This is a genomic window from Lacticaseibacillus sp. 30 (assembly GCF_053819265.1).
Window position 1 is genome coordinate 1 of the sequence record NZ_JBSOQX010000035.1, and the last position, 13,909, is coordinate 13,909.

Consider the following 13,909-nt stretch of genomic DNA (forward strand, 5'->3'; position numbering starts at 1 on the left):
CTTAACGGGATTGAACCCCCTTTCTAGTATAAACCCGTCATATCAGCGATAGTGCGGCTTTAGGCTGCCATTAAAATTTGTGTGGTGCACTTTTTGGTGCACTTTGGTCAAAAATTGAGATATGCAACTAGCTTATTCACGGCCTCTTTATTTTGATTCTTTGTTACATGGGTGTAGATATTGAGAGTGGTTTTGACATCCGAGTGGCCTAACCTTTCCTGAACCTCTTTGACAGTGGCCCCGGCAGAAAACAAGGCGCTTGCGTGTGAATGCCTGAAGCCATGAATTGTAATACGGTGTTCAATTTTATGAGTATCCTCGATTGACTTGAGCCAATCAGCAGGTTTGTGTAAAAGCAAGTGCTTATTCTTGCTGTTTGAAAATACAAGCTGATCAGGTTTATTAGCGTTAAATCCTAAAGCCATATACTTTTGTAGCTGAACAAGCCGCCAGTGCTTCAATGCAGACATTGTCTTGCTATCCATGGTGATAGTTCTTCTACTTTTCCGTGTCTTGGGTGGCTGAACAAGCTGACGGCCGTTCATGCCTTGCGATAGTGTCTTGTTGACTGTTATTGTGCTGTCGGTAAAGCTAATATCTTTCCAAGTCAGCGCTAGACATTCACCACGTCGAATGCCACCAAAGGCTAGTATTCTGAAAAGCGCAGTCTTCTGTGGTTCTTGCTTTGCATCAATATAACTGAAGAACCTTGTTAGTTCTTGCTTATCCCAAAAGTTCGCAGCAACATCGCCAATTTGTTCCTTCTCTTTTGGAATGATGACAAGGTCAGCCGGGTTTTTATTAATGTAACCACGGCGTAAGGCAAAGCGAAGAATACGGCTTGTAGTTGTCAGCCATCTTCTGTAGTTCCTAGTGACTTGTTTTGACCATTGGTTAACGGCTTGCTGTAGCTGCGCTGTGGTGATCTTATTAATTGGTTTGTTACCAAAAAGCGGTAAAACGTGTTTCTTAACTTGTATATAGGTGCGCTCGTACGTGCTTTCTCGAACGGTATTCTTATATGCTGCGTCCCACTCAAGATAAACAGCTTTGAACGTCATGCTTCTATTAGTCGATAAACTGCCTGCATCAGCATCTAAGGTAAATCTGGATGCTGCTAGGGCAGCTTCTTTTTTGTCTCGGAAGCCTCGCTTATGAATTCGACGCTTCTTTCCAGTTAGTTCATCAGTACCAGCAGAGACAAAAATTTCATATCGTGTATCTCCGCTGCTGTTTTTGTAACGTTTGATTGTTGCCATGTTTTTCCCTCCGTACCAGCTTGCGGGCGGGGATCGGGAAGAGAAATTCATTAAATTATCTTGAAATTTGAAGTGTTGAGTTTTTTGCTAGTGCTTCCCCAGGGTAACAGCATAAATAAACTAACCGTCTGTTGTCCGCTCTCGTTAGAACTTGAAACTATTTTATTAACTTCGTCCTTATGGTTCTCAAGAAAAGTTTGAATGCACCCAATGTATTTTTTCTCAATTTCTTTTTGAAACGCAATAGGTGCCGATGCAAAGAGCTTTTTGAGTTGCTCTGTGGAGTCGACCTCATCCTCTTCATTAGCGAGAACATAAACTGCATGCACATCAAATGGAGTTTGTTCTGACAACAGTCCCCAAGTCTCTTTTTCAGACATTAAATAAATAGTAGGAGCAAATGTTCTCATTCCGGAGGCACTTTCAAATCCCAGCCAAATCTCGTCACCTTGTAGTTTTATACGAGTAGCATAAGGCCAATATAAGAAGAAGTCATTCGGAGTGACTTGTAAATAACGGCATAATATGTCGATTGTTTCAGTAGCAATGTTTGCATTTGGTTTGTTGACGATATTTGACACAGCATTTCTAGATAATCCCGTGTCTTCAACAACTTGTTTGATAGACAATTGTCGTTCAGCCAACAAAACACTAAGTCTGTTTGCAAGCAAAATATTCACCTTCTTCGTAAGAAGTATATCATTTGTACTTCGAAATCGCCAAATAAACATTGACATAGTTGCGTGACGATGTTACCTTTTATTTGTTCCTAATGATTTCGAAGTACAAATAATGATAAGAAGGTGCAAATAATTGAAGAATAATTTAGCGGCTATCATGGGTGACCGTCTTGTAACAATTACTGATGTATACAAAGCTACAGGAATAGCGCGGTCAACTCTTGTTCGTCTTTATTATCGTCGTGCAAAGAATGTCAATCTTGTTACGTTGAAAACGTTGTGCGATTACTTGGGTGTCAGTCTCAGTGAACTAATTGAATACAATCCATCCAAGCAACAATTGTCATGGCATTAGACAGAAAGGACGTGGGTAATACGGCTATTAGTGTCGCAATGAGTTTACCGGATGATTTTGAAGCTCAAATAAAGCACGACATGTACTCGACTGCTTTAGAAGCATTTAAAGTGACAGCAAGCAGGCATACCTTTGCAGAGTATATGAAACGTAAGGATGCAGCCGAGTATTTAGGGATCAGTACAGGGTATCTCGATCAATTAACCACCAAAGGTCTGCCGACGATTTTATTAGATGGCTTGAAGCTGTACAAACGGTCATCGGTTGATCAGTGGATGATGGATCATCAAGTTTAATCCAAGTCTTGCGGGCGGGGATTTTGATGGCAATTGTAAGTAACTTATGACAGGCGCATAAAGTCAGAGAGGAAAATATATGAAAGTAGTTTATCCGTCACTCGTGGAGCAATTCTATGAGGGTTTGAAATCTGAAGGCGTAACAGTTGGTAAGGACGAGGTATATCGGACAATGATCGAGACCAACTTAATTGACGAAAACGGTGATCCTACACAATATGCCTTGGACAATGGTTTTATCAAGTGTGTGGACAGTCAACCAGTGAACAATGAACCAGAAAGCCTAGCGGAGTTCAAGGAGCTTTATCCGAATCTTCAGAAATACTCAGACGATCATTTTATGAAGACTGATGAAGGCTGGTGCATTGACACCTTTGTAGCCCGTAGCGAATCTATGCTTTTATTGAACGATCCGGCTACGTCCGAAACAGACAAGCAGAATGCTCGGATCGTCCTTAAATACCTCAAGGAGGACGGTGCCGATGATTAACGTTATTACGTGGCTACTAAGCCACCCGCTCACCGTTCCCGCTCTCTGCATGGCATTCATGGTCGGCAGCGTGTTTGGAGCGTACCTGCAATTTCGAGAGGATGATGACCATGGCAAAAATGGTAAATAGCAAGTTTGGCTGGACGTGGCCGCAGTTTGTAAAGGCTGATGCCGATTGTGACCGGTATTGGCAGTTTAAGAAAGCTGAACGGCGATCACTAATTGAGGCCACAAAAAAATCGCCAAGAGTGACAGCTCAAGGCGAGAAGAAGACAAGCGAAAAGATACATATCAACTTTTAGCTTGCTTCTATTAGATGTTTTTGTCAAGGAAAATGGAGGCAATTAATATGAAAAATGTTTCAAACAGCACCAAAGCGCCTGATTTAGATATGGCGTCTTTTAACCTCAGCACTGTAAAAGGACTTTTAGAAGCTCTTAGTGATGAATTCGACATTATGGAAGGCTCTGTCACTTCATATCGAAGCAATCGTACCGAAAAAAGTGCTGCAATCTTGGCGTATGAGGCTAATCGATCATTTTATACATGGATGGCACTCCTGAGACCAATTCAAGATTACGTTGATAGCAGCTTGGCAACGATTGATGAGGTCAACAAATGATGAAGAAAGATTATTATACAACCGCACAGGCGCTTTTAAGTGATACAAGTGCAATGGTGAATATCTTGCGACATCAGATCAATAATGAACAGCAATCAGCACTGGCCGACACAGTCGCTGACATGATCATTGATGCTCGCCGTCTACTTATGGAGGGAGATGCTGTCGATGGTCGACGTGCTTAAAGTAGCGCTTGGATATCAACAGCATGGCTTTGCAGTCTACCCACTTGCGCCAGAGACACGAACACCACTTGCTGGTTCGCATGGGTACAAAGATGCCACCAAAGACCCAGAACAGGCCAAGAAATGGTGGGGCGAACATCCTAACTACAATATTGGCTTGGGGCTTGATGGTGTGCTGGTGTTTGACATTGATATGGGGCATAAAAGCGAGGCTAATGGCAATGAGTCGTTGGCTAAATTGAGCGCTGATGGTCGTGCTGATCAAATTCCTTCTACCTATATAGAAACAACGCCAAACGGTGGACTCCATATTTTCTTCACCTATCCCAAAGAATTGAAGCTAACCAGTCGATCAGATCTGTTCTCTAAGAATGGCGAGAAAACCGGCCTCGACTATGTCGCGACTGGTGTACCGGTTTTCCCTAGCATTCGCGAGAATGGTATGTATCAACCACTCAAAGGGCACAAGATCACCAAATTAGCCCCAGTTCCTCAGTGGTTACTAGATGAAATCCAACGTGTCAGCCACCCTAACCCAGTGTTTGGTGGTTCAACAGTTTATCGAGGCAAACGATGGACAGGCAAGCTGCTAGATGAAATAGTGAACGGCACTAGTACCGGCAATCGCAATGACTTTCTGACTAAGATTGCTGGCAAAATGTTCTTCACAGGTGCAGAACCGCAGACAGTATATAACCTGCTGTTTACAACTAATGACAACTATTTAGATACACCGCTGGCAGAAGCCGAAGTTAATAAGATTTTTAAGTCAGTATTGAAAGCCGAAGAGAGGAGGCGTGCGGTTGGTTAAAGCGATGCCCGAAGATATTAAGCAAGAAGCAAAGAAAGTAGTCAACGTTGATTTTACAGGTCAAGAGCAATGGCGAAATGACCTTAAACTTGATGGCAATGGTGGGATTAGAAAAGATTCGGTGGTTAATATTCAACTGCTACTTGATAATGATCCAGCCTTCGCCAATGTCATCGCTTGGGACGACTTTTCAGAGATGCTTATCAAGACAAAAGGCGTTAAAGGATTGCCGATTCGCAAAGGTTTCTGGACTGATGAAGATGATGCTGTCGTCCGCTCATATATGGAGCGTAAGCACAATCTCTTGTTTAGCAAGCAGAATGAACAAGATGCAATGGTTGTTGTTGGCAAGGAACATTCAATTAATCCGGTTAAAGACTGGATCGAAGCTGAAAAATGGGACGGTACCCCTAGAGCAGAACGTTACTTCATCGACTATCTAGGTGCCGAGGATAGTGAATATACCCGTGCTGTTACTCGTAAATGGTTAGCTGGTGCTGTAAAACGTGTCTATCAGCCCGGTTGCAAGTTTGAACTCGTTCCAATTCTTGAAGGTAAACAAGGACTTGGTAAGAGCACGGCTGCTCGTAACTTATTCCCGAAAAAGTTCAGCGATTCATTAAAATCAATGGGCAAAACGGACGAAGATTATAAGAAGCTGCAAGGTAACTGGATCATGGAACTCGGTGAACTTTCCGCTATGAAAAAGACCGAGATTGAATCAGCTAAGAGCTTCATCAGTGCCCAGTCAGATTCATACCGAGGGAGTTACAGCCATTATGTTTACCCACATTTACGCAAGTGTGTGTTCATTGGCAGCACTAATCAACAGGACTACTTGAAAGACGCTACTGGTGAACGTCGTTTCTTCCCTATCAGATGCGGCGTTACAAAGCCCACAAAGACCGTATGGCGCAATGAAGAAAGCGTACCGAAGATCAATCACTATATCCATCAGGTATTGGCAGAGGTAAAAACATGGGTGGATGCAGGTGAGAGTGTCTTTGCTGATGATAAGCTGATGCAACTGGCTAAACCATATCAACAAGAAGCAGAGACAGTTGACCCTATGAAAGAGGCCATTGAAGACTTTCTCAACATGAAAGTACCATCGAATTGGGAAAAGCTGTCATTAAGCCTGAAGGCCAGCTTCTTTCACACTCATATTGACCATAACGGTGATGTGGCCACTTGGTTACAACAGCACTTGGATGCTGGAGAATTACAACCACTGCAACAAACCACGACCAGAGAGATCATGGAAGTGGTGTTCGACAAGTCAGTCGATCGTTACCTGATGGGTCGTACTGGATCGGAAGCAAAACGTATCAAGCTCATCATGGATAACATGGATGGGTGGGATCGTGAACGAGTTCGAATCAATGGTCAGCGTTCAAGAGGATACGTCAGGAAGTAAAGTGTTTGTTTTTCTACTGTCCCACCTGTCCCAGTGCTACAAATGCCGGTATATCAACGTTTTGTTGGGACAAGTCACCTGTCCCAGTGCTGTCCCAACGTGTCCCACTACTGTCCCAAGTCCTAATTTGGACATGTTCGGGACAGCTCGGGACATGTGTGGGACATGTCTGTTGTCCCAGACAAACGCCTACATACCAACGTTTAAGAGCCCGGGACACGTGGGACACTTAAAAAACAAACAAATTTAAAACTACGGAGGTTAAAAGAATGCTATATCCAGAAAGTACATGGGCTAGGTTTGAACAAGAATTCCCTATCCCTAAGAAGTATCGCAAATACTACGAATACAAGAATTGGCACATTGAACCTAAGTCACCTGATTTTAGTCCATTTGAACAGGATCATCCGTTCGCGTTTATGCTGATGCCTGAGGACATGCAGAACGCTTTATATCTCTGGACTAAGGGACTAGCCAAGCGAAAGACAATCAACAGCGACTATACCTCATACGGTATCAAGCACCTATTCGCTGACTTACCAAGTGGTTTCTACATTACTAACGGCATGATGAAAGGTGCACTCTTAGCAGCAGGATTTGAGATCGCTGACTATAGAGAGCTTAACTGGCATGCCAACATTTCGGGGCGAAGCATTAAAGAGCAGATCAAATTAGCACCTCATATCAGTTAGCAAAGAAATATCATTAATGAAAGCGAAGTGATGCAAATGAGTGTGCCTTTGCACATTTGCATGCACCCCGGGTGCCGTCGCATGATCCCGTTCAATCAGCGCTTTTGCGAGGAGCATAAGCAAGACAAGAACACGCAAGCAACGAATCAGGAACGCATGCAATATGAAGAGAAGGAATTACGTTTCTACAAGTCAACAACATGGACAAAGCTTTCAAAGTCATTCAGGTTGCGCAATCCAACTTGCGCTAGCTGTTTGAAACGTGGGATTATTCGTCAAGCTGTGCTTGTTGATCATATTGAGCCAATCAAAACAGCTTATGGTTGGGAACACAGGCTTGATGAGAGCAATTTACAAAGCTTGTGCCAGACTTGTCATAACGCTAAGACCGCCCGGGAGGTAGCACAACGCCGAATGAGATCCCCCGACAGATCGACCCCCGCCCCAAAATTTTAGAGCGAAAGAACGGTCGGCCTCTTTTCTTTTCGATGAATACCGAAAATCACAGAACCTATGTATAATCAATGTGTTATAATTATAATAGGTATAAACGAATACAAATTCAGAAAGGACGTTACACATGGGAGCACCCCTAAAATCAGTGACTAACCTAAGTGCACATTTATCCAAAAAACAGTTAGCTGATCGTGTTGCCTCTGAAAAAGCACTATTCACTTACAAAGAATTGCAAGTACAGCCCCCTACATGGCTTGATGACTATGCTGTGACCGAGTGGCACCGTATTGTACCATTGCTCAAAAAAGACATTCCAGTGAGTGAACTAGATGCTGCCCTGATTGCCAGTCATTGCCAAGCCTATTCTGACATTCAGAAAGCTGCCGAGCTGATTCAAGAACAAGGCATGATGGTTGAAACTGGAGACAACTTTAAAGCAAACCCAGCAGTTAAAATGAAGCTGGATGCCACAAATCAAATGATGCGCATTGACGATGTATTGGGATTGTCAGTGTATAGTCGGGCGAAACTTGCCTTAAAGAGTGAGACTAAGAAGAAGCCTGACGATCCGTTTGCGGAGCTGGTGTCATCGTGAACTATGCGACTGAATACACCGACAAGGTACTAAGTGGTGAGATTGCTGCCGGTAAAAAAATTAAGCAAGCGGCGAGACGTTATCGCAGAGACTTGAAAGCCAGCAAGCACAAAAAGAATCCATGGCCGTATTACTTTGATGAGGACTTTGCCAACAAAGCCGTTGAGTTTATCGAACTGATGCCGGCACGTGATGGGTCACCACTCAAACTAGAATTATTTCAGAAGTGGTTGATTTCCGAGCTGTTCGGCTGGCGTGATAAGGCAACTGGTAACCGTCGTTATGATCGAGCCTACATCAGCATGGCACGCAAGAATGGTAAGAGCTTCCTAATGGCTGATCTAGGCGCGCTGTATCTCCTCATGGAAAGCAAGCCAGCCATGAACCGAGAGATTGTCTACACAGCCAACAGTAACGCCCAAGCCCACTTAGCCTTTGATATGCTGTCTAGTGGTTTGCGTCAGGTCTCTAAGGTGTCTAAGTCAGTGCGTGATCGTTTGAAGATCAACCGTAACGAAATCATCGACTTGCCGAGCAACAGCCGAGCTGTTCCGCTTGCGTCTGATCTGCATAGCTTAGATGGTTATCAAAGTGACTTGGCCATTATTGATGAGTTCGCCTTAGCTCGTACTGATGAGATTCTACGAACACTAAAATCAGGCCAGATCAACAGCGACAACAGTTTGCTAGCCGTCATCTCGACCACGGGGCCAGACCTGAATGGTCCTATGTATAAAGAATATAAATTTGTCTCCAAAATCTTAACCGGTCGCGAACAAGCAGATCGGTATTTTATTGCCATTTTTGAACAGGATAGCAAGGATGAAGCCTTTGCACCAGATACTTGGGAGAAGTCGAATCCGCTACTGGCTAATGCTGAAAGAGCTAAGACGATGCGGCCTAGCTTGCAAGCTGATGTTGATCTAGCATCCAAGCAAGGAACCCTAAGGCCAGTTCTCGTCAAGAACTTTAACACTTGGCAATCAGCCAGAGCAGACAGTTACATCAGTCTTGACGACTGGGAGAAAGCCACTATCGAGCCACCAGACACCAGAGACAAGGACGTGTATATCGGGCTTGACCTTTCCAAGTCTAGCGACCTTACCAGTATCTCGTGGTTAGTTCCGGAAGATGGCTACCTGTATGCCGACAGCCACTCATTCGTGGGTACTAAGTATGGACTGGAAGAAAAGATCAAGCGTGACGGGTTCGATTACATCAGCGGTGCTAGTCGTGGCGAATGTAGCATTACCAAACTTGATAGCGGCATGATCGACTATGACGAGGTGCTACGCTTCATTCTCGACTTGATCGAACGGAACCAGTGGAACGTGCGTGCCATCTGTTATGATCCCTTTGCCATGGGCTACCTGATTCCAGAATTTGAAAAACGCGATTTGCCACTGCTTGAGGTGCGACAAGGTGTTAGAACACTTTCAATACCGACAACTCGTTTTCGTGATGATCTCTTCAATGGCCATTTAAAGCACCCTGATAATCAGTTACTGGCCTATGCGGTGAACAACGCAATTCTGAAATATGACGCTAACAACAACCCAATGATCGATAAGGCTCGCAACGCTACGAAGATTGACCCCGTAGCCGCACTGATGAATGCTTACACAATTGCAATGGATCAAAGCAAGGAAAGCGAGGTGGCAGATAATGACTTTTATTCGAGCGATGACTTTAGTTTTTAATGTTCAGACCGTGCTATTAATACTGGGGCTAATCTGTATGGTTATCGGTATCTGGTGGCTGTTCGGGTTTGGCGTTGGCATGATAGCAGTCGGCACGTCCCTGATCTCCATCGCAGTCATCATCAACTTCAACAAAGGGAGGTGAAAAAATGAGCTTTTTCACGAATAGCGCGACACAACCACGCGATGACAACAGTGACCCGTTCTTAGATGCGCTTGTCAGCATGACCAGCAACGACAGTGGCCTATATGTGGGGATTGGTGCTTTACGTAATTCGGATGTGTTTACGGCGGTGCGCGTGATTGCCAGTGATCTTGCAACAAACCCGATTGAGTACAGTGACAAGCGTATCAGCGTGCTCCTTAACAAGGCACCCAATGACCACATGACCGCGTGGGCGTTCAAGTTTGCCCTAGCTGCTAACATGTTGCTGAATGGTAACAGCTTTGCACGGGTTACTAAGAACCCTAGCGGACAGGTCACTGGCTTCGAGTTAGTCCCCAACAGTCAAATGGTGGTTAAACAAGATAATACGACCGGCATTATCAGCTACGAATACACGCCTGACAGCGGCCGCTCACAGCGTTTAAATGCCAGCGAGGTATTACACTTCAAGTGCTTCACACAAGACGGTTACAAAGGAATATCGCCACTTTATAGCCTTCATGATGAGGTCGGGGTACAAAAGTCTGGGCATGCGTTGCTGAAAGGTTTCTTTAACTCCGGTGTCCAAGGGACAGGCATTCTTAAGGTCAACAAGACCCAGCTAGACACCAAGGCAAAAGAAAACATCCGGAATAAATTTGAAGCTGCCAACAGTGGTGATAATGCCCTCAAGACCATCATTCTAGACAATGATATGGATTACAAGCAACTCGAAGTTAATACTGACGTGCTGAATCTAGTCAATTCTAGCGATTGGACAACGAAACAGATTGCCAAAGCGTTCGGGTTGCCACTGGATCGGCTGGGTATCGAAAGCGAGCACTCTAATGCCGTACAGTCTAACGTGATGTACTTGCAGAACACTCTGATTCAGTATTTTACCTGCTTCACGAGTGAGATGGATGCTAAACTTTCGACTGGCGATAATCGATTCAGTTTCAACACTGACAAGCTGTTCAGTGCCGACCCAGCCACGATGCAAGAACTAGCAGTTAAGGGGCTGCAAGGCGGTGTTCTGACCACTAATGAAGCACGAGCCAAGTTAAACTTGCCACCAATTACCGGCGGAGATGAAATTATGGCCAGTCTGAACTACACGCCACTAAGCAACCTGACAAACTATCAAAACACAAGACAAAGGAGTGATCCAGAAAATGAATCAAGATGACGTAGAAAAACGTCTGAATCCTAACGCTGGTCTAACTGCCAAAGCAGACGACAGCCAAGACCAAGACGATCCAGACACAAAGAAACAGGACGACACCACTAACGGTCAAAAGAAACTAAGTGGTTATGCAGTAGTTTTCAATAGCCCAAGTAAAGATCTCGGTGGCTTTAAAGAAGTCGTTGATCCGCACGCCTTCGATGATGTGGACTTATCAGACGTCTATATGGTTTCAAACCATGATTTTAGTCAAGTCTTAGCCAGCACCAAGGCCGGAACCTTGACCTTAAACGTGGATGATAAAGGCTTGCAGTTTGAAGCAACCTTACCCGATACGACCACAGCTAACGATGCTTATAACAATGTCCAAGCTGGTAATTTATCAGCCATGAGTTTTACTTTCAATGCTGCTCCAGACGGTGACACGTTCACTAAAGACGACAGCGGGCAAGTGATCCGTACCATCAAGCAAGTAAAGAGCTTGTTTGACGTCTCACTGGTAGCTATTCCAGCGTATGACAATACCAACGTCCAAGTGGACAAACGCAGCTACACTGAGTGGCTGAAAGACCATGTAGAAGATCCAGAACAGCAACTACCACCAACCGAAAAACGAAAGGGAGTCAATCACATGACCGAAAAAACAATTATCGACAACAAAGAACATACCGAATCTCGCGCTTACGAAGACTACATCCGCAGCATGGGTGAACAACGTGACGGATTGACCACGACCACCGCTGGTGCAGTCGTTCCTAAAGAAGTTATCAATGACGTATTCGATCTAAAAGAATCTGATTACGATCTGGCTAAATACGTCACTGTTAAGCAGGTCGGTACCCCAGTCGGCACCTATCCGATTGCCCTCACTAACAATGGTGTCTTAGCCACAAAGGCAGAACTCGCAGACATTCCAGAGATCGATTCAAACCTATTCCGTGGTGTTGACTACAAGGTCGCTACCCGTGCTGGCAAGATCTATCTGTCTAATGAACTGGTAGAAGATAGTGAAGTTGATATTGTTGCCGAGGTTAAGAATCAACTCAAGAAGTTGGTACAAAACACGGACAACAGTAACATTATCAGTGTTCTGACTGGCAAGTCCACTAGTGGTGACAACTTCAAGCACCTCACTGGTACTGGTCTCGATGACCTCAAGAAAACCTTCAATATTGAGCTAGACCCAGCATTGTCCTTGTCTGTTATCGTCAATCAGGACGCTTTCAACTACCTTGATACCCTGAAAGACAGCGAAGGCCGCTACTTGTTACAACCGTCCATCACGGCACCATCAGGCAAGCAACTATTTGGGGCGCCGGTGATCGTGGTTGCTAACAAAGTATTGCCGACTGATAAGGTGGGCACCTATCGGATCATCATTGGGGACTTTTCTCAGGCAATTTTCTTAGCCCAGAAGAATGAGGTTAATACCCAATGGGAGCGATTCGATAGCTATAGCCAAGGCTTGGCCGTCGTGATCCGCAACGACTATGAAGTGGTTGATCCTGACGCTGCTCGAATTGTCGACATCACACCGGCAACCAATCCAGCAGCTTAATGAAACAGTCTGGGGTGTGCCTTTGGGTACGCCCCATTTTTATATAGGAGATGAGCATATGAGTGTTACCACAGAAGATCTAAAGAAAGCACTGCGCATTAGTCACAGCGAAGATGATGCTATGTTGTCAGCCTACTTGTTGACGGCAAAGCAGTTCGTGATTAGCGCGGTTGACCAGACCCTTACGGATGAAAACTTTGGAGATGATCCTCGTTTTGACTTTGCTGTCTCGTTGTTAGCACAACACTGGTATATTAACCGTGGTGTCGATGGGGCAACGTATGTACCAGATAGCGTTGTGAGCATGATTCAGCAATTGCGAGGTGTTGACTATGCCACTGGTAAATAGCATCAGCCAACTGAATGAACTCATTACTTTAGTGAGCTACACGATGGGTAATGTAAATGGGGTTCCTGTGAGCAACGTCAGGAAAGAGCACTTCACGACATGGGCACTTGTGTTAAGCCAATATTTAAGCGAAGTGAGGGCGTCAGTTGGGACGAAGCTCGAAGATACGGTGACCTTTGTTGTTCGGTATGATCAGCCAGAAACTATCCTTAACTCATGGCGCATTGAATGGCAGGGAAAGCAGTACGACATTGTGAAACTGACACCGGACACAGCCAAAAAACAATGGACAACAATCATAGGAAAACCAGTTGCCAATAAATAAGTATTAACTTATAATTAGGATAGTCCTAGGCGATAAGCGGGCAGAACCGTTTTAACCGACGCACGGCATAGCTAACCGGTGGCGCATTTTATAGACCAAGTCAGATTGATTTCTCGTAGCAAGTGAAGAGCATTCCTCAACCCTCGCTGATACGATAGTCATAGTTTTCCTTGACTTGTTTCATTGCTTCTCATCTAAAGTAGCAATATCATTGGGCGAAGCGGGCAGAGATGCCCGTTTTTTTGTGTGCTGAGAGACGCATTCTGGTGCACGCTGAACAAGAGTAACTTGAGGAATGGTTGTCGCGAACTGTGATAATCATGTAAAAAGGGGGTAACGATTCGTTCCTCCCTTTGAATTTATTTGGCGGCCGATTTTTCAGCCGCGAGATTGCTGACAGTTTCATAAGCATCATATGGTTGTCGCGAACTGCTATAATCATGTAAAAAGGGGGTCATCAATTTGGTGACCCCCTCCGTAGTTCAATGATTGCTCGATAATATTGAAGCAACTAACAGACCCCGAATTTCGGGTCTTGTTGACCAAGTCAAAAATATTGACCTGCTTATGGGAACCAGGTGAAAAATGTTCACCTAGTCAATGGATACAAAAATAGCCACCTCAAAATGAAGTGGCAACCCGCCCGCACTCTGTGTTGTAAAAGTGGTGCATTTTTGGTGCATTTTCTATTTGCTTTGGTGAGTCTCTATGGAGTTGGTAAAGTTGAAAATGCTGATATATCAACGCCTGAACGCTGCCATGAACTTCAATGAATTTCATAGAGTTAG

19 protein-coding genes are annotated in these 13,909 nt (G+C 44.6%); 17 read left to right on the forward strand and 2 right to left on the reverse strand.

Annotation, left to right across the window (positions count from 1 at the left end; genetic code table 11):
• Positions 1 to 107 precede the first annotated feature (107 nt).
• Positions 108 to 1,259: a tyrosine-type recombinase/integrase gene (locus ACWPAB_RS14320; RefSeq protein ID WP_016382137.1), complete on the reverse strand. Its 1,152-nt coding sequence runs from the start codon at positions 1,257 to 1,259 to the stop codon at positions 108 to 110.
• Between the two features lie 50 nt (positions 1,260 to 1,309).
• On the reverse strand, positions 1,310 to 1,996 hold the full coding sequence (locus tag ACWPAB_RS14325; protein ID WP_318652521.1) for a helix-turn-helix domain-containing protein: 687 nt from the start codon (positions 1,994 to 1,996) through the stop codon (positions 1,310 to 1,312).
• 76 nt (positions 1,997 to 2,072) lie between these two features.
• Between ACWPAB_RS14325 and ACWPAB_RS14330 the strand changes: the two genes are divergently transcribed.
• The 17 genes from ACWPAB_RS14330 to ACWPAB_RS14410 all read left to right on the forward strand — a co-directional run bounded on the left by ACWPAB_RS14330 (position 2,073) and on the right by ACWPAB_RS14410 (position 13,121).
• Positions 2,073 to 2,294: a helix-turn-helix domain-containing protein gene (locus ACWPAB_RS14330; RefSeq protein ID WP_016382135.1), complete on the forward strand. Its 222-nt coding sequence runs from the start codon at positions 2,073 to 2,075 to the stop codon at positions 2,292 to 2,294.
• Positions 2,285 to 2,590: a MerR family transcriptional regulator gene (locus ACWPAB_RS14335; RefSeq protein WP_016382134.1), complete on the forward strand. Its 306-nt coding sequence runs from the start codon at positions 2,285 to 2,287 to the stop codon at positions 2,588 to 2,590. The genes ACWPAB_RS14330 and ACWPAB_RS14335 overlap by 10 nt, the downstream gene beginning before the upstream one ends.
• A 79-nt stretch (positions 2,591 to 2,669) precedes the next feature.
• Positions 2,670 to 3,080: a hypothetical protein gene (locus tag ACWPAB_RS14340; protein WP_016382133.1), complete on the forward strand. Its 411-nt coding sequence runs from the start codon at positions 2,670 to 2,672 to the stop codon at positions 3,078 to 3,080.
• A 110-nt stretch (positions 3,081 to 3,190) separates the two neighbouring features.
• A complete protein-coding gene (locus tag ACWPAB_RS14345) occupies positions 3,191 to 3,382 on the forward strand; it encodes a hypothetical protein (RefSeq protein ID WP_016382131.1) in 192 nt (63 codons plus the stop codon).
• Positions 3,383 to 3,429: 47 nt separating this feature from the next.
• A complete protein-coding gene (locus ACWPAB_RS14350; RefSeq protein WP_016382130.1) occupies positions 3,430 to 3,702 on the forward strand; it encodes a hypothetical protein in 273 nt (90 codons plus the stop codon).
• Positions 3,699 to 3,887 carry a hypothetical protein gene (locus ACWPAB_RS14355; RefSeq protein WP_015764281.1) on the forward strand — a complete coding sequence of 63 codons (189 nt, stop codon included), beginning with the start codon at positions 3,699 to 3,701 and terminating at the stop codon, positions 3,885 to 3,887. Before ACWPAB_RS14350 ends, ACWPAB_RS14355 begins: the two co-directional genes overlap by 4 nt.
• The gene (locus tag ACWPAB_RS14360) at positions 3,871 to 4,698 is read left to right on the forward strand and encodes a bifunctional DNA primase/polymerase (RefSeq protein WP_016382129.1); all 828 of its coding nucleotides are present in this window, start codon (positions 3,871 to 3,873) and stop codon (positions 4,696 to 4,698) included. Before ACWPAB_RS14355 ends, ACWPAB_RS14360 begins: the two co-directional genes overlap by 17 nt.
• Entirely contained in the window at positions 4,691 to 6,115 is a 1,425-nt protein-coding gene (locus tag ACWPAB_RS14365; protein WP_016382128.1) for a virulence-associated E family protein, read from the forward strand. Before ACWPAB_RS14360 ends, ACWPAB_RS14365 begins: the two co-directional genes overlap by 8 nt.
• Positions 6,116 to 6,384: 269 nt before the next feature.
• A complete protein-coding gene (locus tag ACWPAB_RS14370; RefSeq protein WP_016382127.1) occupies positions 6,385 to 6,807 on the forward strand; it encodes a hypothetical protein in 423 nt (140 codons plus the stop codon).
• Between the two features lie 81 nt (positions 6,808 to 6,888).
• Positions 6,889 to 7,263, forward strand: a complete 375-nt coding sequence (locus ACWPAB_RS14375) for an HNH endonuclease signature motif containing protein (protein ID WP_016382126.1) — start codon at positions 6,889 to 6,891, stop codon at positions 7,261 to 7,263.
• 124 nt (positions 7,264 to 7,387) lie between these two features.
• Positions 7,388 to 7,858 carry a phage terminase small subunit P27 family gene (locus ACWPAB_RS14380; RefSeq protein WP_003571972.1) on the forward strand — a complete coding sequence of 157 codons (471 nt, stop codon included), beginning with the start codon at positions 7,388 to 7,390 and terminating at the stop codon, positions 7,856 to 7,858.
• Positions 7,855 to 9,558, forward strand: coding sequence for a terminase large subunit (locus tag ACWPAB_RS14385; RefSeq protein WP_016382125.1), 1,704 nt, complete (start codon positions 7,855 to 7,857; stop codon positions 9,556 to 9,558). Before ACWPAB_RS14380 ends, ACWPAB_RS14385 begins: the two co-directional genes overlap by 4 nt.
• Positions 9,524 to 9,703: a hypothetical protein gene (locus ACWPAB_RS14390; protein ID WP_016382124.1), complete on the forward strand. Its 180-nt coding sequence runs from the start codon at positions 9,524 to 9,526 to the stop codon at positions 9,701 to 9,703. The genes ACWPAB_RS14385 and ACWPAB_RS14390 overlap by 35 nt, the downstream gene beginning before the upstream one ends.
• A 4-nt stretch (positions 9,704 to 9,707) precedes the next feature.
• Positions 9,708 to 10,892, forward strand: a complete 1,185-nt coding sequence (locus tag ACWPAB_RS14395) for a phage portal protein (protein ID WP_016382123.1) — start codon at positions 9,708 to 9,710, stop codon at positions 10,890 to 10,892.
• Positions 10,879 to 12,447, forward strand: a complete 1,569-nt coding sequence (locus ACWPAB_RS14400; RefSeq protein WP_016382122.1) for a phage major capsid protein — start codon at positions 10,879 to 10,881, stop codon at positions 12,445 to 12,447. Before ACWPAB_RS14395 ends, ACWPAB_RS14400 begins: the two co-directional genes overlap by 14 nt.
• Before the next feature lie 58 nt (positions 12,448 to 12,505).
• Positions 12,506 to 12,796, forward strand: coding sequence for a head-tail connector protein (locus tag ACWPAB_RS14405; protein WP_003586097.1), 291 nt, complete (start codon positions 12,506 to 12,508; stop codon positions 12,794 to 12,796).
• Complete coding sequence (locus ACWPAB_RS14410; RefSeq protein WP_013245616.1) at positions 12,780 to 13,121, forward strand: phage head closure protein; 342 nt, start codon at positions 12,780 to 12,782, stop codon at positions 13,119 to 13,121. The genes ACWPAB_RS14405 and ACWPAB_RS14410 overlap by 17 nt, the downstream gene beginning before the upstream one ends.
• Positions 13,122 to 13,909: the final 788 nt, after the last annotated feature.